General features: G+C 72.1%; 17 protein-coding genes and 5 pseudogenes. 11 read left to right on the top strand and 11 right to left on the bottom strand.

All coding sequences use genetic code 11. The annotated features are described in order from the left end of the window. Positions 1-135 precede the first annotated feature (135 nt). A pseudogene (locus ACFVJQ_RS09115) lies at positions 136-1,100 on the top strand (alpha/beta hydrolase). A 253-nt stretch (positions 1,101-1,353) separates the two neighbouring features. On the opposite strand, the pseudogene ACFVJQ_RS09110 reads toward ACFVJQ_RS09115, so the two are convergent. From ACFVJQ_RS09110 to ACFVJQ_RS09100, 3 genes and pseudogenes are all read right to left on the bottom strand, one after another. Next, a pseudogene (locus ACFVJQ_RS09110) lies at positions 1,354-1,617 on the bottom strand (SDR family NAD(P)-dependent oxidoreductase); the annotation flags it as partial. Between the two features lie 64 nt (positions 1,618-1,681). After that, a pseudogene (locus ACFVJQ_RS09105) lies at positions 1,682-2,689 on the bottom strand (aldo/keto reductase). A gap of 47 nt (positions 2,690-2,736) precedes the next feature. Further along, on the bottom strand, positions 2,737-2,961 hold the full coding sequence (locus ACFVJQ_RS09100; protein WP_385782117.1) for a hypothetical protein: 225 nt from the start codon (positions 2,959-2,961) through the stop codon (positions 2,737-2,739). Positions 2,962-3,285: 324 nt separating this feature from the next. Between ACFVJQ_RS09100 and ACFVJQ_RS09095 the strand changes: the two genes are divergently transcribed. Beyond that, the gene (locus ACFVJQ_RS09095; protein WP_385782113.1) at positions 3,286-3,975 is read left to right on the top strand and encodes a pyridoxamine 5'-phosphate oxidase family protein; all 690 of its coding nucleotides are present in this window, start codon (positions 3,286-3,288) and stop codon (positions 3,973-3,975) included. A 65-nt stretch (positions 3,976-4,040) separates the two neighbouring features. Continuing rightward, entirely contained in the window at positions 4,041-4,775 is a 735-nt protein-coding gene (locus ACFVJQ_RS09090) for a maleylpyruvate isomerase family mycothiol-dependent enzyme (protein ID WP_385782110.1), read from the top strand. 22 nt (positions 4,776-4,797) lie between these two features. Here ACFVJQ_RS09090 and ACFVJQ_RS09085 read toward each other — a convergent pair whose 3' ends face one another. After that, entirely contained in the window at positions 4,798-5,202 is a 405-nt protein-coding gene (locus tag ACFVJQ_RS09085) for a MarR family winged helix-turn-helix transcriptional regulator (protein WP_385508851.1), read from the bottom strand. A gap of 86 nt (positions 5,203-5,288) precedes the next feature. On the opposite strand from ACFVJQ_RS09085, the gene ACFVJQ_RS09080 reads away from it, so the two are divergent. Continuing rightward, positions 5,289-6,776, top strand: a complete 1,488-nt coding sequence (locus ACFVJQ_RS09080; protein ID WP_385508852.1) for an MFS transporter — start codon at positions 5,289-5,291, stop codon at positions 6,774-6,776. A gap of 187 nt (positions 6,777-6,963) precedes the next feature. Continuing rightward, complete coding sequence (locus ACFVJQ_RS09075) at positions 6,964-7,248, top strand: DUF6332 family protein (protein WP_224739576.1); 285 nt, start codon at positions 6,964-6,966, stop codon at positions 7,246-7,248. Here ACFVJQ_RS09075 and ACFVJQ_RS09070 read toward each other — a convergent pair. Both ACFVJQ_RS09070 and ACFVJQ_RS09065 read right to left on the bottom strand, forming a co-directional pair. After that, positions 7,209-7,874, bottom strand: coding sequence for a response regulator (locus tag ACFVJQ_RS09070; RefSeq protein WP_385508853.1), 666 nt, complete (start codon positions 7,872-7,874; stop codon positions 7,209-7,211). The genes ACFVJQ_RS09075 and ACFVJQ_RS09070 overlap by 40 nt on opposite strands. After that, positions 7,871-9,097 (bottom strand): sensor histidine kinase, encoded by a 1,227-nt coding sequence (locus tag ACFVJQ_RS09065; protein WP_385782106.1) that lies wholly within the window; start codon positions 9,095-9,097, stop codon positions 7,871-7,873. The genes ACFVJQ_RS09070 and ACFVJQ_RS09065 overlap by 4 nt, the downstream gene beginning before the upstream one ends. A gap of 187 nt (positions 9,098-9,284) precedes the next feature. On the opposite strand from ACFVJQ_RS09065, the pseudogene ACFVJQ_RS09060 reads away from it, so the two are divergent. From ACFVJQ_RS09060 to ACFVJQ_RS09050, 3 genes and pseudogenes are all read left to right on the top strand, one after another. Further along, positions 9,285-9,536 (top strand): annotated as a pseudogene (locus tag ACFVJQ_RS09060) (deazaflavin-dependent nitroreductase); the annotation flags it as partial. 165 nt (positions 9,537-9,701) lie between these two features. Next, positions 9,702-11,285 carry a transposase gene (locus ACFVJQ_RS09055; protein ID WP_385782255.1) on the top strand — a complete coding sequence of 528 codons (1,584 nt, stop codon included), beginning with the start codon at positions 9,702-9,704 and terminating at the stop codon, positions 11,283-11,285. Positions 11,286-11,690: 405 nt separating this feature from the next. After that, positions 11,691-11,882 (top strand): annotated as a pseudogene (locus tag ACFVJQ_RS09050) (deazaflavin-dependent nitroreductase); the annotation flags it as partial. Here the strand turns inward: ACFVJQ_RS09050 and ACFVJQ_RS09045 are convergent. Continuing rightward, entirely contained in the window at positions 11,872-13,110 is a 1,239-nt protein-coding gene (locus tag ACFVJQ_RS09045; protein ID WP_385508856.1) for a geranylgeranyl reductase family protein, read from the bottom strand. The pseudogene ACFVJQ_RS09050 and the gene ACFVJQ_RS09045 overlap by 11 nt on opposite strands. Before the next feature lie 236 nt (positions 13,111-13,346). Here ACFVJQ_RS09045 and ACFVJQ_RS09040 point away from each other — a divergent pair, with 236 nt between their 5' ends. Continuing rightward, entirely contained in the window at positions 13,347-14,702 is a 1,356-nt protein-coding gene (locus ACFVJQ_RS09040; RefSeq protein WP_385508858.1) for a dipeptidase, read from the top strand. Positions 14,703-14,744: 42 nt separating this feature from the next. Here ACFVJQ_RS09040 and ACFVJQ_RS09035 read toward each other — a convergent pair whose 3' ends face one another. From ACFVJQ_RS09035 to ACFVJQ_RS09025, 3 genes are all read right to left on the bottom strand, one after another. After that, positions 14,745-15,788 (bottom strand): NUDIX domain-containing protein, encoded by a 1,044-nt coding sequence (locus ACFVJQ_RS09035; protein ID WP_385508859.1) that lies wholly within the window; start codon positions 15,786-15,788, stop codon positions 14,745-14,747. Between the two features lie 143 nt (positions 15,789-15,931). Then, positions 15,932-16,126: a hypothetical protein gene (locus ACFVJQ_RS09030; protein ID WP_385508860.1), complete on the bottom strand. Its 195-nt coding sequence runs from the start codon at positions 16,124-16,126 to the stop codon at positions 15,932-15,934. Between the two features lie 105 nt (positions 16,127-16,231). Beyond that, positions 16,232-17,185: an ROK family protein gene (locus ACFVJQ_RS09025; protein WP_385782102.1), complete on the bottom strand. Its 954-nt coding sequence runs from the start codon at positions 17,183-17,185 to the stop codon at positions 16,232-16,234. A gap of 146 nt (positions 17,186-17,331) precedes the next feature. On the opposite strand from ACFVJQ_RS09025, the gene ACFVJQ_RS09020 reads away from it, so the two are divergent. Together ACFVJQ_RS09020 and ACFVJQ_RS09015 are read left to right on the top strand one after the other, a co-directional pair. Then, positions 17,332-18,438 carry a LacI family DNA-binding transcriptional regulator gene (locus ACFVJQ_RS09020; protein WP_385508862.1) on the top strand — a complete coding sequence of 369 codons (1,107 nt, stop codon included), beginning with the start codon at positions 17,332-17,334 and terminating at the stop codon, positions 18,436-18,438. 7 nt (positions 18,439-18,445) lie between these two features. Beyond that, positions 18,446-19,252 carry a hypothetical protein gene (locus ACFVJQ_RS09015; RefSeq protein ID WP_385782099.1) on the top strand — a complete coding sequence of 269 codons (807 nt, stop codon included), beginning with the start codon at positions 18,446-18,448 and terminating at the stop codon, positions 19,250-19,252. Positions 19,253-19,262: 10 nt separating this feature from the next. Here ACFVJQ_RS09015 and ACFVJQ_RS09010 read toward each other — a convergent pair whose 3' ends face one another. Next, positions 19,263-20,567, bottom strand: coding sequence for a DUF6986 family protein (locus ACFVJQ_RS09010; RefSeq protein WP_385508864.1), 1,305 nt, complete (start codon positions 20,565-20,567; stop codon positions 19,263-19,265). Positions 20,568-20,676: the final 109 nt, after the last annotated feature.

Raw genomic sequence — 20,676 nt, 5'->3', positions numbered from 1 at the left:
ACTCTGCCCCAGGAAGCCCGAAGCCGTGGCGCGTTCCGGCAGGCAGCCGGGCGCGAACACGGCCGGGCCGGGACCCGTCATCGCCCCGGCCCGGCGCAACCGATCCCCTCACACAAATCCCCTCAGGAGTCAGCCATGTCCGAGTCCCTCACGCAGCCCGTCCTGGAGCCCGCCGCCGCAGCGTTCGCGGAGGCGACCGCCAACCCGCCCTACCTCTTTGACCTGCCTCCGGCGGAGGGGCGCAAGGCCGTCGACGAGGTGCAGTCCGGCGACGTCGACAAGCCGGCGATCGACGAGGAGTGGATCACCGTCTCCGGCGTCCGACGGGCAGCGTCCGGGCGCGTATCGTCAAGCCCGTCGGCGCGACCGGCGCCCTCCCGGTGATCATCTACATCCACGGCGCGGGCTGGGTCTTCGGCAACGCTCACACCCACGACCGTCTGGTGCGGGAACTCGCCGTCGGCGCGAACGCCGCAGTGGTGTTCCCCGAGTACGACCTGTCGCCCGAGGCCCGCTACCCGGTCGCGATCGAGCAGAACTTCGCCGTCGCGAAGTGGGTTGTGGATCAGGGCGCGTCCAAGAACCTCGACGGCACGCGGCTTGCCGTTGCCGGCGACTCTGTGGGCGGCAACATGACGGCCGCGCTGACCCTGATGGCGAAGGAGCGCGGCGGCGTTCCGCTGGTGCAGCAGGTGCTGTTCTACCCCGTGACGGACGCGAACTTCGACACGCCGTCCTACCACCAGTTCGCAGAAGGCTACTTCCTGCGCCGCGACGGCATGCAGTGGTTCTGGGACCAGTACACCACCGACGAGGCCGAACGCGCCCAGATCACCGCCTCCCCGCTGCGCGCCACCATCGAGCAGCTCAAGGACCTGCCCCCGGCCCTGGTCATCATCGGCGAGGCCGACGTGCTGCGGGACGAGGGCGAGGCCTACGCCAACAAGCTGCGCGAGGCCGGCGTACCCGTCACCGCCGTGCGTTACCAGGGCGTCATCCACGACTTCGTCATGCTCAACGCCCTGCGCGAGACCCACGCGGCCCAGGCAGCGATCGCCCAGGCCATCGCCACCCTGCGCGGCGCCCTCGGCAAGGCGTGACCCGCGGGGCCGACAGAGGGCCGCACCGGAGCAGGACGCTCCGGTGCGGCCCTCCGCTGGAATGACCACGGCGTCAGTTTGAAATCCCGGATTCGTGACCCGGGGTTGGTTTGTTGTCCGGTGCGAGGCGGCGCTCGGGGACTACGCCACGATCGCGCCGGGCCCCTCGGACGCGTTCGCCGGGTGCACGGTGAGCAGGTCGGCGAGGCCGACCCGGGTGAGGAACTCGCGGCGGATGCGGTCGGCGACGTTCGACGTCGATCCCGCCGAACTCCCGCTCCACGGCGTCGAACGCCTCCGTCATGGCATGCTCGTCGGCGATGTCACCGCCAACCGCGATCGCCCGGCCGCCCGCCGCGGTGACCGCGGCGACCGTCTCGTCGGCGCGGGCCTTGTTGCCGGCGTAGTGGACGCCGACGGCGATGCCGTCCTTGGCGAGGCGCTCGACGACGGCGCGGCCGATGCCGCCGGAGCCGCCGGTGACCAGGGCGGTGCGGGTGGTGGAGCTGTCGGTCATGGTGATCCGTCCTTCGGTGAAGTGTTGTGTGGCCGGGGTGGGCCTGTGTCGGTTGCGGGGCAGGTCAGCGTTCGCTGTCGAGGGTGGCTATGAGAGGGGCCGCGTAGCGTTCACCGGCGGCGGCCCCGGCGGGGACCGCTGCTTCGATCTGGGTGAGGGCGTCGGAGTCGAGGACGAGGCCGGCGGCGTCGAGGGATTCGGCCAGACGCTCTCGTCGGCGGGCCGACCAGAGGGACGATGTCCTGGCCCTGGGCCGCCACCCAGGCGATGGCGACCTGGCCGGTGGTGGCGCCCAGGCGTTCGGCCACGCGCCCCAGCGCCTCGACCAGGCGGAGGTTGGCCTCGAGGTTTTCGCCCTGGAAGCGTGGGCTGTGGGCGCGGAAGTCGTCGGCGCCCAGGTTCCGCACGGCGGTCCAGTGGCCGCTGAGCAGGCCGCGGGAGAGCACGCCGTAGGCGGTCAGACCGATGCCGAGCTCGCGCAGCGTCGGAATGATGGAGGCTTCCGGGCCGCGGGAGAGCAGCGAGTACTCGATCTGTACGTCGCTGATGGGCGCGACGGCCGCGGCGCGGCGGATGGTGTCCGCGCCGACCTCGGACAGACCGATGTGCCTGATGAAGCCTGCCTGTTGCATCTCCGCGAGCGCGCCGACGGTCTCCTCGACGGGGATGTCCGGGTTGAGGCGGACGGGGCGCGGTAGATGTCGATGTAGTCGGTGTCCAGCCGCCGCAGGGAGTAGGCGAGGCGGTCCTTGACCGCGGCCGGGGAGACGTCGTAGGGGACGGGCTGGAAGCCCCCGTCGGGGGTGCGGCGGGAGCCGAACTTGACGCTCAGCACGACCTCGTCACGCCTGCGCCCCTTCAGCGCGCGGGCGATGAGCATCTCGTTGGCGCCCGATCCGTAGAAGTCGGCGGTGTCGATGAGGTTCAGGCCCGCGTCGATCGCGGCGTGCAGGGTGGCAATGCTCTCGGCGTCGTCGGCGGGCCCGTACAGATCGGACATGCCCATGGCGCCCAGGCCGATGGCGGACACCTCCGGGCCGCTGGTCCCGAGCTTGCGGGTCGCGATGGTCATGGTGGTTCTCCTTGGTGGAAGATCGGAAAGGGACGGGGCCGCGCGGCTCAGCCGCTGAGGGCCGGGTGCCATGCGGGCTGCAGCAGGCCGACGACGCCCATGCGGCGGGCCAGGCGCAGGCGCAGTTCCTCCGCGGCGCCGTTGACGATCTCGGCGCCGTAGTCGGAGCCGTCGGCGACGCAGCGCCGTGGGCGCCGCCCGGCGGGAAGACCGATCACACGGACGATCTCGTCGGCGACGATCTGGGGGTCGGCGGAGACACCGCCGACCATGAGGCGCTCGGTGTCCCGGCCCAGGGTCCGGTACGGGTTTCGGACATGGTCTGAGACAAGCCGGACGGGCCGGTGTACGGAAGGGCCGGTCGGCCCTGCCGATGGTACTTCGTGGGACCCAACGGGACCCCGTCCCAGCGATCGGACCTTTCGACCCACCCGCTCGGACAAATAAGGACCTTTCGACCCAAGCGGATGCCACTTGCCCAGGCCACACTGAACCTGCGGAGCTTCCTGGCACCGCATCCACGCCCGTCCGGTGCCCGACCCCTCCGGCGAACCCCGAGGGAGTACGCAGGCGGCGCGACGAGAGGACGTGAGGACATGACCAAGCAGACATCGCCGAACCTGGTGAGCCCCGCTGAGGGACTCCGGCCGGGCGACCTCGGACGCCGCCTCGCCCGGCGACGCGCCGAAGCCGGCCTGACGCTGCACGAAACGGCCGCGCGGGCGGGCGTACCGCCGAGCTACCTGCAGTATCTGGAGGAGTGCCCCACCGCACTGCCGGGTACGGGCGTCCTTCGCAAGCTGGCGGGCAGCTTGGGAACCTCTCTGAACGAGCTCACCGGTGGCCGCGCCGACCTGCCGACAGGCCTCGGGCAGGCCGCACGCGCCCCCGTGTTCGTGGAGCTGAGCGCCCAGGAGTGCCGGGCGCTGCTGTCGACGCACGGCGTGGGGAGGGTCGTGGTGCCCGACACCCCGGGGCCGGTTGTCGTCCCCGTCAACTACAGCGTCGTCGACGGTGCGATCGTCTTCAGGACCGCCCCCGGCGCGACACCCTGGCGGGCTGTCGACACCCAGGTCGCCTTCGAGGTCGACCACGTCGACGACGCACTCAGCCAGGGCTGGAGTGTGCTGGTACGCGGCCACGCCCGGGCCGTGACGGATCCCGACGCGGTGAGCCGACTGGAGAGGCAGGCGTACAGCGCCCCTTGGGTCGGCGGCCGGCGGGATGTGTGGGTGAGCATCGAGCCCCTGAGCATGACCGGGCGTCGGATCGTGTCCAGCCTGTAGCTCCGCAGCAGCCGGTCATACGTCTTCTTCCCTTCGACCCCGCTCCATGCGGCAGACTCGGCACCATGCAGATCGCCGACTTCGTCCGCACACTCGACCGGGAGGGCCGCGTCCTGGCCCTGGCTGCCACGGAGGCCGGCACCGAGGCCAAGGTGCCGACCTGCCCGGACTGGCAGGTGAAGGACCTGCTGCGGCACACGGGCATGGTGCACCGCTGGGCGACGGCGTTCGTCGCCGAGGCGCGCACCTCGTACCACCCCGGCGAGGAGCTCCCCGACCTCGACGGCGCCGACCTCGTGGCCTGGTTCCGCGAGGGGCACCGCCGGCTCGTCGACACCCTCACCGCCGCCCGACCCGATGTCGCTTGCTGGCACTTCCTGCCCGCCCCGTCGCCGCTCGCGTTCTGGGCCAGGCGGCAGGCGCACGAGACGACCGTGCACCGGGTCGACGCGGAGGCGGCGCGCGGCGGTACGGGCGAGGAGATCACCGTCGACTTCGCGGTGGACGGCATCGACGAGCTGCTGCGCGGGTTCCACGCCCGCAGCAAGAGCAGGCTCCGCACCGACATGTCCCGGGTGCTGCGGGTGCGGGCGACGGACGCGGACGACGCGGTGTGGACCGTACGGCTGTCGCCCGAACCACCCGTGACGGAGCGGAGCGACGCAGGTGCCGCCGACTGTGAACTGGCCGGACCGGCCGCGCGGCTCTACCTGGCGCTGTGGAACCGGTCGCCGTTCCCCGGCGTCACCGGTGACACCTCGCTGGCCGACCTGTGGCGGGAGAAGTCGGCCGTCGTCTGAAGCTGATCCCCGCTCCGGAGCGTCAGCCGGCCGAGCCGCCCGCCAGCATCCGGGTCAGCACCGCCCGCTGCACCGGCAGCACCTCACCGTGCAGGGCGCGGCCCTTGCCGGTGAGCGCCACTCGGACGCCGCGACGGTCCTCCGGGCACATCGTGCGTTCGACGAGCCCGTCCTTCTCCAGCCGCGCGATCAGCCGCGACAGCGCGCTCTGGGTGAGATGGACGCGCTCGGAGATCTCCTGGACGCGGTACGCGCAGACGCCGTCCGCCGCGTCGCCGCCGGCCAGGACGTCGAGCACCTCGAAATCACTGGCGCACAGGCCGTGTTGGTGCAGGGCACGGTCGATCTCGCACTGCGTGCGCGCATGCAGTGCGAGGATGCCCCGCCACTGCTCCACAAGCGCCGGCTCGGCGCTTTTCGTCGCCATGGCCGCACGGTAGCAGAGAAGTAAATTAATTGCACGGGCATTAAATGTGCTTGCAATCAATGCATGCGCATGTAGTGTGCTGAGGCATGACCTCTCCGCTCACCACTTCCGCGTCCGAGGGACGCTGGACCCCCCGACTGTGGGGCACCCTGCTGGTGCTCTGCGCCGCGATGTTCCTCGACGCCCTGGACGTGTCGATGGTCGGCGTCGCCCTGCCGTCCATCGGCTCCGACCTCGGCCTGTCCACCTCGGCACTGCAATGGATCGTCAGCGGCTACATCCTGGGCTACGGCGGTCTGCTCCTGCTCGGCGGCCGCACCGCCGACCTGCTCGGCCGACGCCAGGTGTTCCTGGTGGCCCTGGGCGTCTTCGCGCTCGCCTCGCTGCTCGGCGGCCTCGTCGACTCCGGCCCGCTGCTGATCGCCAGCCGCTTCATCAAGGGCCTGAGCGCGGCCTTCACGGCACCCGCCGGCCTGTCGATCATCACGACGACGTTCCCGCAGGGCCCGCTGCGCAACCGGGCCCTGTCCATCTACACCACCTGCGCGGCCACCGGATTCTCGATGGGCCTGGTGCTGTCCGGCCTGCTCACCGAGGCCAGCTGGCGCCTGACCATGCTGCTGCCCGCACCCATCGCCCTGATCGCCCTGATCGCGGGCCTGAAACTGCTGCCACGCAGCTCCCGCGAGCGCGACCACAACGGCTACGACATCCCGGGCGCCGTTCTCGGCACCGCCTCGATGCTGCTGCTGGTCTTCACCGTCGTACAGGCCCCTGAGGTCGGCTGGGCCTCCGCCCGCACGCTGCTGTCCTTCCTCGCCGTCGCCGTCCTCCTCACGGTCTTCGTCGCGGTCGAGCGGCGCTCCCCCGGACCGCTGATCCGGCTCGGCGTGCTGCGTTCCGGTACCCAGATCCGCGCCCAGCTCGGCGCCATGACCTTCTTCGGGTCGTATGTGAGCTTCCAGTTCATCGTCACGCTGTACATGCAGTCACTGCTCGGCTGGTCCGCCCTGCACACGGCCCTCGCCTTCCTGCCGGCCGGCGCGCTGGTGGCGATCTCCTCGACGACGGTGGGCTCGATCGTCGACCGGTTCGGCACCCAGCGGCTCCTCGCGGTGGGCTTCGCGCTGATGGTCGTCGGATACGCGCTGTTCCTCGGCGTCGATCTCGACCCGGTCTACGCCGCTGCCATCCTGCCCAGCATGCTGCTGATCGGCGCGGCCTGCGCGCTGGTCTTCCCGTCGCTCAACATCCAGGCCACCAACGGCGTCGACGACCACGAACAGGGCATGGTCTCCGGCCTGCTCAACACGTCCGTGCAGGTCGGCGGGGCGATCTTCCTCGCGGTCGTGACGGCGGTGGTCACCGCGGGCGCCCCGGAGAACGCCTCACCGCAGGCCGTCCTCGACAGCTACCGCCCCGGACTGATCGTGGTCACGGTCATCGCCGTCGCCGGCCTGCTGATCGCACTGTCGGGGCTGCGCACCCCACGTGCCACGCAGTCGGTGGTGGTCGCCCAGTCCCAGTCCCTGGTGAAGGAGACGGACGCGGAGCGCGTGCCGGTCCGCGACTAAGCGCTCCGCTGGAAGTCCGGTACGCCACCTGCGGGTGCGTCGTGGCTGGTCGCGCAGTTCCCCGCGCCCCTTTGGGGTGCTGCCGAATCGGACCGGACTTCGCCGAGGCCGCTTAGGGGGCCGTCTCCATTGCGTGGGCCCGGCGGGGCTGTTGCTCCGCCGGGCCCACGCCTGCTTGACTTACCGGATGACCAGGCACGGGGGACGGCGCACGCAGGCCGAGCGGGATGCGATCACCGTCGAGATCGGGTACGCGCTGTGCAGTGCGGCGTTCGCGGCGGCGGTGGTCCTCGGGGCGGTCGCCGGTCCGGCGTTGCTCTTCGAACTGCCCGATGTGGTGGAGACGTTGCTGGTCCGCACGGGCCTCGTTGTCGCGCCGGTCCTGTTCATCGCCCGGGTGGTCGCCGTCCTCGTCCGGTTCCAGCGCGCGGTTCAGCCCAGCCAGCCGGGCCGTACCAGCCCCGACTCGTAGGCCAGCACGACCAGTTGGGCCCGGTCCCGGGCACCCAACTTCACCATCGTGCGGCTGACATGGGTCTTGGCGGTGAGCGGGCTGACGACCAGGCGGCGGGCGATCTCCTCGTTGGACAGGCCGAGGCCCACCAGGGCCATCACCTCCCGTTCCCGCTCGGTGAGTTCGGCGAGGGCGTCCGCGGCCGTGGGCTCCTTGGAGCGGGCCGCGAACTCGGCGATCAGCCGACGCGTCACGCCCGGTGAGAGCAGTGCGTCACCCGCGACCACCGCCCGTACCGCGCGCAGGAGTTCCTCCGGTTCCGTGTCCTTCACCAGGAACCCGGAGGCGCCCGAGCGGATCGCCTCGAAGACGTACTCGTCCAGCTCGAACGTCGTCAGCATGACCACCTTGACGTCCTCGAGCCCCGCGTCCTCGGTGATGCGGCGGGTCGCGGCGAGGCCGTCGAGCGCGGGCATCCGGATGTCCATCAGCACGACGTCGGGCCGCAGTTCACGCACCTTGCGCAGCGCCTCCGCACCGTCGGAGGCCTCCCCGGCCACCTCGATGTCGGGCTGGGCGTCCAGCAGGGCACGGAAACCGGCCCGGACCAGTGACTGGTCGTCGGCGAGCAGTACGCGGATCACCGGTTCTCCTCCTGCGCGGTGAGCGGCAGCACGGCGAGCACCCGGAAGCCGCCGTCGGACCGCGGGCCCGCCTCGATCGTGCCACCCAGAGCGGCGGCCCGCTCCCGCATTCCGGCCAGTCCGTTGCCGCTGCCGCCCGCGTCGGCGCCGGTCGCCGGTCCGTCGTCGTCGATACGCAGCCGCAGTGCACCGGCAGTGTGATCGAGGTGCACGCACGCGTGCCGGGAGCCGGAGTGCCGTACGACGTTGGTGAGGGCCTCCTGGACGATGCGGAACGCGGCGAGGTCCGTGCCCGGCGGGAGGCGGGGCGGCTCACCCTCGACCGCCACGGTCAGGCCCGCGCTCGCCGCCTGCTCCACCAGCTCGGGCAGCCGGTCGAGGCCGGGCGCCGGAGCGCGCGGCGCGTCCCCCGGCGTGCGCAGGGTGTCAAGTACCTGGCGTACCTCTCCGAGCGCCTCCTTGCTGGCGGCCTTGATGGTGGTGAGCGCGGTGCGCGCCTGCTCGGGGTCGGTGTCGAGCAGCGCCAGTCCGACGCCCGCCTGCACGTTGATGACGGAGATGCTGTGCGCGAGGACGTCGTGCAGTTCGCGGGCGATCCGCAGCCGCTCCTCGTCCGCGCGGCGGCGCGCCGCCTGCGCACGCTCGGCCCGCTCCCGCGCCCACTGCTCCCGGCGGATCCGGGCCAGCTCCGACAGCGCCACGATCGCCACCACCCAGGTGGCGATCACGATTTCCTGCCCCCAGGAGGCGGGCCCGTCCCCCGACGGCGGCAGCCATCGGTAGAGCCAGTGGGCGACCACCACATGCGCCGCCCAGAGCATCCCGAGAGCGCCCCAGGCAGCCCTGCGCCGGCCCGCGACGACCGCACTGAAACAGGCGACGGCGACGGTCAGCAGGACCGGCCCGTAGGGGTATCCGGCACCCAGGTACACCGCGACGGTCGCCGCGGTGCCGAACACGACGGGCACCGGGTACCGCAGCCGCCACAGCAACTGTCCCGCGGCCACGAGCAGCAGCACGCGCGCGAAGAGGTCGATGGCCGCTCGCTCGCCCTCCTGGGCGTGCGCGGCGAAGTTGGAGCCCGTCAGCACGAAGACGGTCAGGAGCACCGTGGAGCGCCAGGGCCACCGGACCGCGCGCTCCTCGTCCCAGCGGTTCAGCCACGGCGGCCCGTGACGCCACCACATGGGCGGTCCGCCCCGCCGTATGCGCTGCTCCTCCATGACCGCCACGCTAGACCGCGTGCGCCACCGGCGGCGTCACCCGGGCGAGGTGATCACACATACTCCCGGCGAAGTACCTCCCCCACCTCGCCGGCCTCCCTGATCCGCAGCCGGCGCAGCCCATCCTGTGACGGGCCGGCCGTCCACGGGGCGCGCTCGTCCGCGCCCCCGGTCTTAGGAAGCCCGCATGTCCACCCACGTCCAGAAGCCCGGCTGGTTCACCGTCAATGTCTTCAAACGCGCGGTGGCCGGGATGACCGTCGCGGCATCAGCATCTGGGGCTCCCGCGTCCTCACGGTCCGCAGCCGCAAGAGCGGCGAGTGGCGGAACACCCCTGTGAACCTGCTGACTGTGGATGGACAGCAGTACCTCGTCGCCCCCGCGGCCACATCCCGTGGACGCACACACGCGGGCCGCAGGCGGCGGCGAGCTCAGGCTCGTGTGTTTCCTTTGGTGTCCGTGGCGATGTGTCGTCCGTCGGTGTCGTGCCGCGTGGCCAGTACCGGTCTCGGTGTCGCATCTGAGTGCGTGGATCGAATGCGTGACCTTTTCGTGGGTGTGTCGTTGCTCGGATGACGGCACCGCGGGCGGGCAAGGAGGACTGGTGAGCCGGAAGCTGCCGCTCGGTGACGGCGAGACCGCCCGGACGGCCTATGCCCGGGGTCTGCTGCGGGCGGGCGTGGTGGAGCAGACGGGTGAGGTGCTGTCGGCCGCTGTGCTGGCGCAGCGGGTCGGCTGGGCCGCTGATCTGGTGTCCGGCATGGCCGCCGGACTGCTGGCCGGGCACTGGAACGCCGCCGATGTGGGCGTGCTGGACGCGGGCGGGCGGAAGCTGCCGTCGAACGCGTGGATGGCGCTGCGCCGGCTGGGCTGGACGGCCGTCCCGGCCGCGGGCGTGAGGGTCAATGACCGGATCGTGCGCATGGCCCAGGAACAGGCCGGGCGTGCCCTGCGCTCGGCAGGCTGGCGGGCCGAGCTGACGTCCGCGGTCCTTCAGACGTGGCCGTGTGATTCGGGCCGACGCACCCCTGAGGAGTGGGACCGGGTGCGGGAGGCGGTGCCCGGCGGCCGGTATCTCCCGTCGAGCGTGATCCGCTCGCGCACCCGGCAGATCACCGCCTTTCTCGCGAAGAACGGCCGCCTGCCGGCTGATGTGTTCGAGCTGGAGGCCCCGCCCCGGGCGGCGCGGATGCTGCTGCTGTCGGCGTGTGACGGGCAGCAGGCCACCCTCGAACGCGGCGAGGACGACCCGCAGCGGGCGCTGCTGCGCCTGCAGCTGCCCACCCGGTCCGACCCGCGTTCCTACCGGGACTGGACGTGGGTGGCCTGCTCCGTCACGCTGCCGCCCACGGTCCCGCCCGGTGCGGTGCTGCACCTGCCCACCCTGCGCATCACGGGCGGGGAGGTGCGCGCCGACCTGGCCTACACCCACGCCGTCCCCAGGGCCCGCCGTAGCGGCCACACAGTGGCCCTCGGCGTGGACTGGGGCCTGAACACCCTGCTGCCCGCGGGCGCCGCCCGGCTGTACGACGACGGGCACATCACCGCGCTCGGGCACGGCGCCCAGTTCCGGGCCGCCGGGATCCTGGCCAGGCAGCACCGCCTGCGGCGCCTGTCGGAACACCTGCACTCCAAGGCCGACCAGTACCGGCGGCTCATCGGCGACACCGCCGGTCATCCGCTCACCGGCAGGCACAATGTGCTGGTTGAGGAGACCCGCCGCGTCTGCGACCGCCGCTCCAACCTCAACGACGCCCTCGCCCGGGCCGCCGCCCGCTGGGCCGTGGACCAGGCCATCGCCGTCCGAGCCACGGTCATCTACCTGGAAGACCTGCGGTCGATGGAAGCGGGCGGCATGGGCCGCACCCACAACACCCGCCTGTCCCAGACCGTGCGCGGCCAGATCGCCGACCGCATCCGGCACTTCGCCGCCGAAGCGGGGATCGCCGTCGTCACCGTCCCGCCCCGCAACACCTCCCGGCACTGCCCCCGGTGCCTGACCCCCCTGCGGCACCGCAAAGCCCCCGACCGCCCCACCACGACGGGCTGGAAATGGGCCATCTGCCCCGACCGGACCGATGCGGCTGGCAGGGTGACCGCGACCACGGCTCATGGCAGCGCATCGCCGCACGCGGCCTCACCCACCAGGCCAGAACCGTCACCGACCGGACCACCGGGCAGATGGTGATCCGCACGGTGGCGGCCACGCTCGAAACGAAAGCGGTCATCACCCCGACCGCCGAGACTCGCCGGGCCGACCGGTCCAAGACCGGCCCCACCCGGCGCCGAAACACACGCCCCGCGCGCAGGCGACGCAGGGCACCCTCCCCCACCAGCCCCTCGGGCCCGGCGGGCAAGCGTCCGGAGGGACACGCACCAACGGACCGGACGAGGCTGCCCCGCGCAGCCCACCGGCACCAGGGCGTGACGACGATCAGCACACCCACCACCAGCCGACACCGGCCACGAGGAGCAGCACTGGGCGCTGGCTTCCACCTGCACGCCCACGCCACCCCTCCACGATGGGCAGATCCCACACCAGTCACCACGCCTGGCACGGAATCACCAAGCTGATCAGAGACGCTCGGCAAGAACGTGGACCAAGATCGCCGACGACGACAAGCCCGCGCTGCTACGCGCCTATCTCAAGCGCTGGAAGGCCGAAGTCGGCGTCTTCTTCAAAGGTGTCGGTCCCGACTCCTCGGACGAGGAGCTGCGCCGTATCGCCCCCGACCACCCCGTCTTCCGGATCACCTACACGAACGCCACGGGCGTCAGGAGCTGACCTCGCCACCCGGCGTGGGCCGGCGGTCCAGCGCGGTCAGGGCACGCTGGGCCAGGGGATGACTGCGGACGATCTCGCCCAGGGACGTGGCGCCGCGCGTGATGTCCATGAACGCCTTCCATGCGGGCCGGAACCCGGTCACGGCCGCATGGAAGAGACCGGGACGCCGCTCGAACACCGTCAGCAGGCGCTTGCCGACGGCCATTTCCACGCCCAGTCCCGCCTTGATCGCGAACGCGTAGTTCAGGGCCTGCCTACGGGTGTCCACCGCGTCGTGCGCCTCGGCGATCCGCACCGCCCACTCCCCCGCGAGCCGCCCCGACCGCAGCGCGAAGGAGATGCCTTCCCGCGTCCACGGCTCCAGCAGCCCCGCCGCGTCCCCGCACACTAGCACCCGCCCCCTCGACAGGGGCGAGTCGTCTGCGCGGCACCGGGTCAGGTGGCCGGAGGAGATGCCCGGTTCGAAGCCGGCGAGTCCCAGCCGCCCGACGAAGTCCTCCAAGTAGCGCTTGGTCGCGGCGCCTTCACCGCGTGCGGAGATCACTCCGACCGTCAGTGTGTCGCCCTTGGGGAAGACCCAGCCGTAACTCCCGGGAATCGGCCCCCAGTCGATGAGGACGCGCCCCTTCCAGTCCTCGGCGACCGTATCCGGAACCGGGATCTCCAGCTCCAGGCCGAGGTCCACCTGCTCGAGCTTGACCCCGACGTGGGCTCCTATGCGGCTGGCGCTGCCGTCCGCGCCGACCACCGCACGTGCCAGCACCGTCTCACCGTCCTGCAGGACGACGGCGACCGTACGCCGGTCGGGCACCGCCGGTCCGTGCTGCTCGACCCGCGACACCGTGACACCCGTGCGGAGTTCGGCGCCCGCCTTCTGGGCCTGCTCGACGAGCTGCTGGTCGAACTCGGGCCGGTTGACCAGCCCGAAGAGCATCTGCCTGGAGCGCCGGGTACGGGTGAACCGTCCGTTGTGGGAGAACGTCACCGCGTGCACCCGGTCCTGCAGGGGCAGTTCGAAGCCGGGCGGCAGCGCGTCGCGCGAAGGGCCGATGATCCCGCCGCCGCACGTCTTGTACCGGGGCAGCTCCGCCTTCTCCAGCAACAGCACGCGCCGTCCCGCGACCGCCGCCGCGTAGGCGGCCGAAGCCCCTGCGGGTCCCGCGCCCACCACGACGACGTCCCACACCTGCCGCACGTCGTCGTCCGCCGAAGAGTTCTCGCTGCTCACGATGGTCTGCTGCTCCCGATCCGCCGCCTGCCGCATCTGTCCCCCGCATCCTACGGCGGGCATCGCCGCCGACCGCTGTGGGAGGATCGGCAGCGTATGCGCCCGCACACCAGGACGCGCCTACACGCGCGCGGTCATCCGTGCGCACCGCAGCGGATGTCCGTGCACCACACCACGGGCCCACCGCGCAGACCCGTACCGAGAAGTACAACGTCGCACCTACGAGGAGCGTGCCCATGTCGTCGAATCCGGTCGCCGAGACCATCGCCTCGCTGATGCCCAGGGCGAAGGCGGAGCTCACCGAGCTGGTGGCCTTCAAGTCGGTGGCGGACTTCGACCAGTTCCCGCGGAGCGAGAGCGAGGGCGCCGCACGCTGGGTGGCGGACGCGCTGCGCGCCGAGGGCTTCGAGGACGTGGCGCTGCTCGACACCCCGGACGGGACGCAGTCGGTGTACGGCTACCTGCCCGGTCCCGAGGGCGCGAAGACCGTCCTGCTCTACGCGCACTACGACGTGCAGCCGCCGCTGGACGAGGCCGCCTGGACGACCCCGCCCTTCGAGCTGACCGAGCGCGACGGCCGCTGGTACGGGCGCGGTGCCGCCGACTGCAAGGGCGGCGTGATCATGCACCTGCTGGCGCTGCGCGCGCTCAAGGCGAACGGCGGCGTGCCGGTGCACGTCAAGGTGATCGCCGAGGGGTCCGAGGAGACGGGCACGGGCGGCCTGGAGCGGTACACCGAGGAGCACCCGGAGCTCCTGGAGGCCGACACGATCGTCATCGGCGACGCGGGCAACTTCCGCGTCGGGCTGCCGACGGTGACCTCGACCCTGCGGGGCATGACCCTCGTACGGGTGCGGGTCGACACGCTCGAAGGCAACCTGCACTCGGGCCAGTTCGGCGGCGCGGCGCCGGACGCGCTGGCCGCGCTGATCCGTGTACTGGACTCGCTGCGCGCCGAGGACGGTTCGACGACGGTCGACGGGCTCACGTCCGAGGCGCGGTGGGAGGGTCTGCAGTACGAGGACGAGCAGTTCCGCAAGGACGCCAAGGTGCTCGACGGCGTCGGTCTGATCGGCTCCGGCACGGTCGCCGACCGGATCTGGGCGCGTCCGGCGGTCACCGTGCTCGGTATCGACTGCCCGCCGGTCGTCGGCGCCACCCCGTCCGTGCAGGCGAGCGCCCGGGCGCTGATCAGCCTGCGGGTGCCGCCGGGCGAGGACGCGGCCGAGGCGACCAAGCTGCTCCAGGCGCACATCGAGGCCCACACGCCGTGGGGTGCGCGGGTGAGCACCGAGCAGATCGGCCAGGGCCAGGCGTTCCGCGCCGACACGACCAGCCCGGCGTACCAGGCGATGGCCGACGCGATGGCGGTGGCATACCCGGGCCAGGAGATGCAGTACGCGGGGCAGGGCGGCTCGATCCCGCTGTGCAACACCCTCGCCGCGCTCTACCCGCGCGCGGAGATCCTCCTCATCGGCCTGAGCGAGCCGGAGGCCCAGATCCACGCCGTGGACGAGAGCGTGTCCCCCGAGGAACTGGAGCGGCTGTCGGTGGCGGAGGCCGTGTTCCTGCGCAACTACGCGGCGAGCTGACCGGCCTCCGCCACGCCCCCGGCTGAGCGCGGACAGCTGCGCTCAGCCGACCGGGATCCCGGCCTCCAGGTAGAGCGCCGCGCCGCGTTCGCGGGCCCGCAGTGCCCAGCGCAGCCGCTCGTAGCGCACCGGCGGCAGCAGGCCGGCGGCCTCCTCCTCGGTGACGAAGCGCCAGGCGCGCAGCTCGGGTCCGGGCAGCAGCACCTCACGGGCCTCGGCGGAGTCGAGGCTTCCGCCGTCGAAGAGGAGGCGCAGCCCGCCGTAGCCGGGCGGTGCGGGCGCCTCCCAGTCGACGACCAGCAGGCGGGGTACGTCGTCGAGGTGGATCCCGGTCTCCTCGGCGACCTCGCGCATGCCGGCCCGGGCGGGCGCCTCGCCGGGTTCGACGACACCGCCGGGGAACTCCCACCCCGCCTTGTAGGTGGGGTCGACGAGCAGCACGCGGCCCTTTTCGTCGAAGAGGAGGACACCGGCGGCCAGCGTCTCGGCGGTGGGTTCGGGGGTCTGCACGATGTCACAGACGGGCGCGGCCCCGGAGGCGACGGCCTCGGCGATACGGGAGGCGGTCTCGTACGGGGCGAGGGCGCCGTTGTCGATGGGGTGGGCGTCGGCGGTCAGCCAGGAGGCGAGGGCGGCCTTGTACGGCTCGATGTGGTCGTACGACCACTGGCGTGTGCGTATCTCGCCGTCGGGCACGTCGGGCGGGAGCTCACGGTTCGCTATTCGGTCGCGCAGGATCGTTTCGGCCGGGGTGAGAAGCACATGCCGGACGGTGATGCGGCGGGCTGCGAGACCGCCGAAGATCTCGTCGCGGTACTCCTGGCGCAGCAGGGTCATGGGCACGACGAGTGTGCCGCCGAGTTCGGCGAGCAGCGCTGCCGCGGTGTCGATGACGAGGCGTCGCCAGATCGGCAGGTCCTGGAAGTCGCCGACCTCGGCGAGGCGTTTGGCCGGCAGCAGGTGTGTCAGTTCGCCGCCGATGACCTCGGGGTCGAAGAGCGTGCTGTTCGGGATCAGTTCGATCAGTTCCCGTGCGGTGGTGGTCTTCCCCGCACCGAACGCGCCGTTGATCCAGACGACGGTCACGTTTCCCCCTCTTCTGTTGGACCCCTGTGGCTTGCCCGTTCCACCCTGCCACGGAAACCAGGCCCAGTTGAGGGTGCACAAGCGGAAGCGCCGACCCCCCGTTCCGGGGGCCGGCGCCTCGCGGTGCGGCTGTGGCGGCTGCGTCAGTTCTCCTGCCCGCCGGGGGTGCGGTCGTCCAGGGTCGGACCGTCGGTCACGCTGGTCTTGTCGAGGGTGCTGAGGGCGTCGTCCACCTTGGGGTTGCCCGGCTCTTCACCGCCGGCCTGGGAGGGGGTGACCGCCGCGACGACGAATCCGGTGGCGAGGGAGGCGATGGCGAGCATGCTGCGCTTCTTCATGCCCCGTTCAACCGACGGACCCGGTCCGGGGTCACGCACCTGTCCCGGGTCTGTCGGCTCGTGGGACCCTGTCCGACCGGGGGTGAACGTTCCTGCCGACGGCGCTCACACCCCCGCCGCCGTGGCGTCCGTCCGGCTCGCCAGGGCGGCCGCGGCGGCCCCCACCAGGCCTGCGTCCGTGCCCATCTGAGCCGGCATCACCTTCAGCCCCTGGACGAACGACAGCGTCGCGTAGTCGCCGAGGGCCTTGCGCAGGGGGGAGAAGAGGACGTCGCCCGCCTTGCCCACTCCCCCGCCGATGACCGCGATGTCGATCTCGACGAGGGTCGCGGTGGCCGCGATACCGGCAGCCAGGGCCTGGGCGGCGCGTTCGAAGGAGGCCACGGCGACCGGGTCGCCGGCGCGTGCGGCGGCGGCCACCGCGGCGGCGGAGGTGTCGCCGTCGGGGCCGGGCCGCCAGCCGGCCTCCAAGGCGCGGCGTGCGATGTTGGGACCGCTGGCGATGCGCTCCACACAGCCGCGCGCACCGCACGGGCAGGGATCGCCGTCGAGGTCCACGCTGATGTGACCGATGTGGCCCGCGTTGCCGGTGGGGCCAGGGTGAAGGCGGCCGTTCAGGACCAGGCCCCCGCCGACGCCGGTGGAGACCACCATGCACAGCGCGTTGTCGTGGCCTCGTGCGGCGCCCTGCCAGTGCTCGGCGGCGGTGATCGCGACGCCGTCGCCGATCAGCTCGACGGGCAGTCCGCCGGCCGCAGCCCGGACCCGCTCCACGAGTGGGTAGTCGCGCCAGCCGGGCACGTTCACGGGGCTGACCGTGCCCGCGGAGGCGTCCACCGGACCTGCGCTGCCGATACCGACGGCGTTCGCGCGGCCCCACAGCGGCGCCGCGGTCAGCTCGCCGATCACCTCCTCGACCGCCCGCATCACGGTGTCGCCGTCCTGCTGGGCGGGCGTGGGTCGCTGGGCGCGCACCACGATCCGGCCGCCGCCGTCCACCAGCGCGCCTGCGATCTTGGTTCCGCCGATGTCGAGCGCAGCCACGAGGTCGGTGTGCATCAGTGTCGGATCTCCCCGTCAACCTGGGTAAAAGGGCTGGCCGGTCCAGCGGTGGGGCGCGGGCCGGAGATTGCGGTGGACAGTCTCCCCTGCGCCTGACAACGTTGTCCAGGCTCTATGCTCGACGCCACATCCTCATACAAACCATGGACAGACGCATCCCCGCGGACCACAGGACAGGACACCGCACCGTGCCCGAGACCCACCGCCGAGCAAACCACCTCTCCGCGCATCTCTCCGCGAACCGCTACGGCAACCGGCCGACCATGAAGGACGTCGCGGCCCGTGCCGGGGTCGGACTGAAGACGGTCTCCCGGGTCGTCAACGGTGAACCGGGGGTCACGCCGGAGACCGAACGCCGTGTCCAGGAGGCCATCGAGGCGCTCGGCTTCCGGCGCAACGACAGCGCGCGGGTGCTGCGCAAGGGCCGTACGGCCAGCATCGGGCTGGTCCTGGAGGACCTGGCCGACCCGTTCTACGGGCCGCTCAGCCGCGCGGTCGAGGAGGTGGCGCGCGCCCATGGCGCCCTGCTGATCAACGGTTCCAGCGCCGAGGACCCCGAGCGCGAGCAGGAGCTGGTGCTGGCGCTGTGCGCGCGGCGGGTGGACGGGCTGGTCGTCATCCCGGCCGGTGACGACCACCGTTATCTGGAACCCGAGCTCAAAGCGGGTGTCGCCACGGTGTTCGTGGACCGTCCGGCCGGGAAGATCGACGCCGATGTCGTCCTGTCGGACAGCTACGGCGGCGCCCGGGACGGCGTCGCACACCTGATCGCGCACGGTCACCGGCGGATCGGTTTCATCGGCGACATGCCCCGTATCCACACCGCGGCGGAGCGGCTGCGCGGCTACCGGGCGGCGATGGAGGACGCCGGCATACCGGTCGAGGAGTCCTGGATGTCCCTGGGGATCACCGATCCGCGCCGGGTGCGCCGGGCGGCCGAGGAGATGCTCTCCGGCCCCGCCCCGGTCACCGCGGTCTTCGCGGGCAACAACCGTGTGACGGTCACCGTGATCCGTGTGCTGGCCGAGCAGTCCCGGCAGGTCGCCCTGGTCGGATTCGACGACATCGAACTCGCCGATCTGCTCCAGCCGGGCGTCACCGTCGTCGCCCAGGACGCGGCCGCCCTCGGCCGCACCGCCGCGGAGCGGCTGTTCCGCCAGCTGGACGGCTCGCTCGTCGTCCCGGAGCGCATCGAACTGCCGACCCGGCTGATCACCCGCGGCTCGGGCGAGCTGCCGCCGGCGGACTGAGCGGCCCATGGAGGAACACGCGAAGCAGCCGCGGCATGACGGGCCGGACCGCACCCTGGAGGCGCTGGGGCTGGCGGAGGCGCCCCGAGACCGTCCGCTGAGCTATCCGGGTGCCTGGCCGCAGGCGTCGGGGCTGCTCGACGGGGACCGGCTGCTGCCGCTCACCCGGCTGGTGCACGCGGACCGCACCCCGGTCCTGGCCGTGGGCTCCAACGCCTGCCCCGGCCAACTGCGCCACAAGCTCACCGAGTTCGGGATCACCTCCCCCGTCCCGATGGTCAAGGCCCGGGTCACGGGTGTCGACGTGGGTGTCTCCGCCCACGTGAGCCGCCTGGGGTACGTGAGCGCTTCCCCGTTCAACGCTCCAGGAATCGTACGGGAGTTGTTCGTCATCTGGCTCGACGCCGAGCAGCTCGCGGTGGTCGATGCGAGTGAGGGCGTGCCGCTGTCGCACGGCAACTTCGCCCGCGCCTGGCTGCCCGCGCCCGAGGTGTGGATCGAGTTGGAGAACGGTGAGCCGCTGCCCGGCGCGTACGTGTACGTCAACCGCCATGGCGTCCTGCACAACGGCTCCCCCGCGCCCCGCACGCATCCCGGGCAGCGTGCCCTGCTCACCGAACTCCTCGTCACCCTGCCCCGGTTGCGAAAGCTGTTCGGCGCCACGCCCGCGGAGTTCTGCGCACGGGCCCGCGCCGACCGGCAGTTGTGCGAGCGGGGCACTCGGCTGTTCGCCGAGGAGAAGCTGGTGACGGCCTCCGGCCTGGAGCGGTACGTACGGGCTCAGCAGACGGGGAGTCCGGGCATCGGGGCGTAGTTGTGAACCGCTACTTGGCGGAGGCCGTCAGATCACCCCGCCGGGGCGCCGCGAAGCCCTCCAGGTCGGTCCGGGTCAGGCCGGTCAGCCGGGCGACCTCGGCGATGTCGAGGGCCCCGCAGTCCAGGCCGCGCAGCAGGTAGCCGCTGAGGGCCTTGGCGGTGGCGGGCTCGTCCATGACGTCGCCGCCGATACGGCCCGCGTAGCGGGCGAGGCGGGCGGCGGCCTGTTCGAAGCCCTCGCGGTAGAAGGCGTAGACGGCCGCGTAGCGGGTCGGGAGGTGGCCGGGGTGCATGTCCCAGCCCTGGTAGTAGGCGCGGGCCAGGGCGCGGCGGGTGAGGCCGTAGTGCAGGCGCCAGGCGTCGTGGACCTGCTCGGTCGGGCCGACCGGCAGGACGTTGGTGGAGCCGTCGGACAGGCGGACGCCGGTGCCCGCGGCGGCGACCTGCATGATCGCCTTGGCGTGGTCGGCGGCCGGGTGGTCGCCGGCCTGGTAGGCGGCGGATACGCCGAGGCAGGCGCTGTAGTCGAAGGTGCCGTAGTGCAGTCCGGTGGCGCGGCCCTCGGCGGCCTGGATCATCCGGGCGACGGTGGCGGTGCCGTCGGTGGCGAGGATGGACTGGCTGGTCTCGATCTGTATCTCGAAGCCGAGCCGCCCGGGCTCCAGCGCGTGCGCCTTCTCGAAGGCCTCGAGGAGCCGGACCATGGCGGTGACCTGCTCGGGGTAGGTGACCTTGGGCAGGGTGAGGACCAGCCCGTCGGGCAGGCCGCCGGCCTTCATGAGGCCGGTGAGGAAGATGTCGAGGGTGCGGATGCCCCGGTCCCGGACGGCGGCCTCCATGCACTTCATGCGGATGCCCATGTACGGGGCCGCGGTGCCGTTCTCGTACGCCTCCGCGATCAGCCGGGCCGCGCGGGCGGCCGTCTCGTCCTCCTCGGCGTCGGGGCGGGGGCCGTAGCCGTCCTCGAAGTCGACGCGCAGGTCCTCGATCGGCTCACGCTCCAGCTTGGCGCGGACCCGGTCGTGGACGGGCTCGGCGAGGTCGTCGGGGAGGCCGAGGACGGCCGCGAAGGAGGCGGCGTCCGGTGCGTGTTCGTCGAGGGCGGCAAGGGCCTGGTCGCCCCAGGAGCGGATGGTGTCGGCGGCGAAGGCGTCGCCGGGGACGTAGACGGTGTGGACGGGCTGGCGGGTGCCGGGGTCTCCGGGGTAGCGGCGCTCCAGTTCGGCGTCGACCGGTGCGAGGGAGGCGCTGATCTCCTCGCTGACCGTGCCCGCCAGGCTCGTCGCCACCTGCTCCTGCTGACCCTGACCCATCCCACACCCTCCAGCTTTCCGCTTTACGGAATCAACAATCCGTAGAACGAAGTTATCCGGGGACCTTCCGCCTGGTCAACACCGCTTCCTTGCGGTGCCACCGCGAACT

The organism is Streptomyces sp. NPDC127197 (assembly GCF_042672405.1).
GTDB lineage: Bacteria > Actinomycetota > Actinomycetes > Streptomycetales > Streptomycetaceae > Streptomyces > Streptomyces flavusporus.
Note: the sequence above shows the minus strand (reverse complement) of the source record. Positions and strands in the feature narration are given on the sequence as shown.

Bases quoted from the DNA above. Each gene is read 5' to 3' on its own strand.
- ACFVJQ_RS09100 (WP_385782117.1), bottom strand. From the start codon at position 2,961: ATGGTCGGCGGTGTCTCCGCCGACCCCCAGATCGTCGCCGACGAGATC.
- ACFVJQ_RS09095 (WP_385782113.1), top strand. From the start codon at position 3,286: ATGACCAAGCAGACATCGCCGAACCTGGTGAGCCCCGCTGAGGGACTC.
- ACFVJQ_RS09090 (WP_385782110.1), top strand. From the start codon at position 4,041: ATGCAGATCGCCGACTTCGTCCGCACACTCGACCGGGAGGGCCGCGTC.
- ACFVJQ_RS09085 (WP_385508851.1), bottom strand. From the start codon at position 5,202: ATGGCGACGAAAAGCGCCGAGCCGGCGCTTGTGGAGCAGTGGCGGGGC.
- ACFVJQ_RS09080 (WP_385508852.1), top strand. From the start codon at position 5,289: ATGACCTCTCCGCTCACCACTTCCGCGTCCGAGGGACGCTGGACCCCC.
- ACFVJQ_RS09075 (WP_224739576.1), top strand. From the start codon at position 6,964: ATGACCAGGCACGGGGGACGGCGCACGCAGGCCGAGCGGGATGCGATC.
- ACFVJQ_RS09065 (WP_385782106.1), bottom strand. From the start codon at position 9,097: ATGGAGGAGCAGCGCATACGGCGGGGCGGACCGCCCATGTGGTGGCGT.
- ACFVJQ_RS09040 (WP_385508858.1), top strand. From the start codon at position 13,347: ATGTCGTCGAATCCGGTCGCCGAGACCATCGCCTCGCTGATGCCCAGG.
- ACFVJQ_RS09030 (WP_385508860.1), bottom strand. From the start codon at position 16,126: ATGAAGAAGCGCAGCATGCTCGCCATCGCCTCCCTCGCCACCGGATTC.
- ACFVJQ_RS09025 (WP_385782102.1), bottom strand. From the start codon at position 17,185: ATGCACACCGACCTCGTGGCTGCGCTCGACATCGGCGGAACCAAGATC.
- ACFVJQ_RS09020 (WP_385508862.1), top strand. From the start codon at position 17,332: ATGGACAGACGCATCCCCGCGGACCACAGGACAGGACACCGCACCGTG.
- ACFVJQ_RS09015 (WP_385782099.1), top strand. From the start codon at position 18,446: ATGGAGGAACACGCGAAGCAGCCGCGGCATGACGGGCCGGACCGCACC.
- ACFVJQ_RS09010 (WP_385508864.1), bottom strand. From the start codon at position 20,567: ATGGGTCAGGGTCAGCAGGAGCAGGTGGCGACGAGCCTGGCGGGCACG.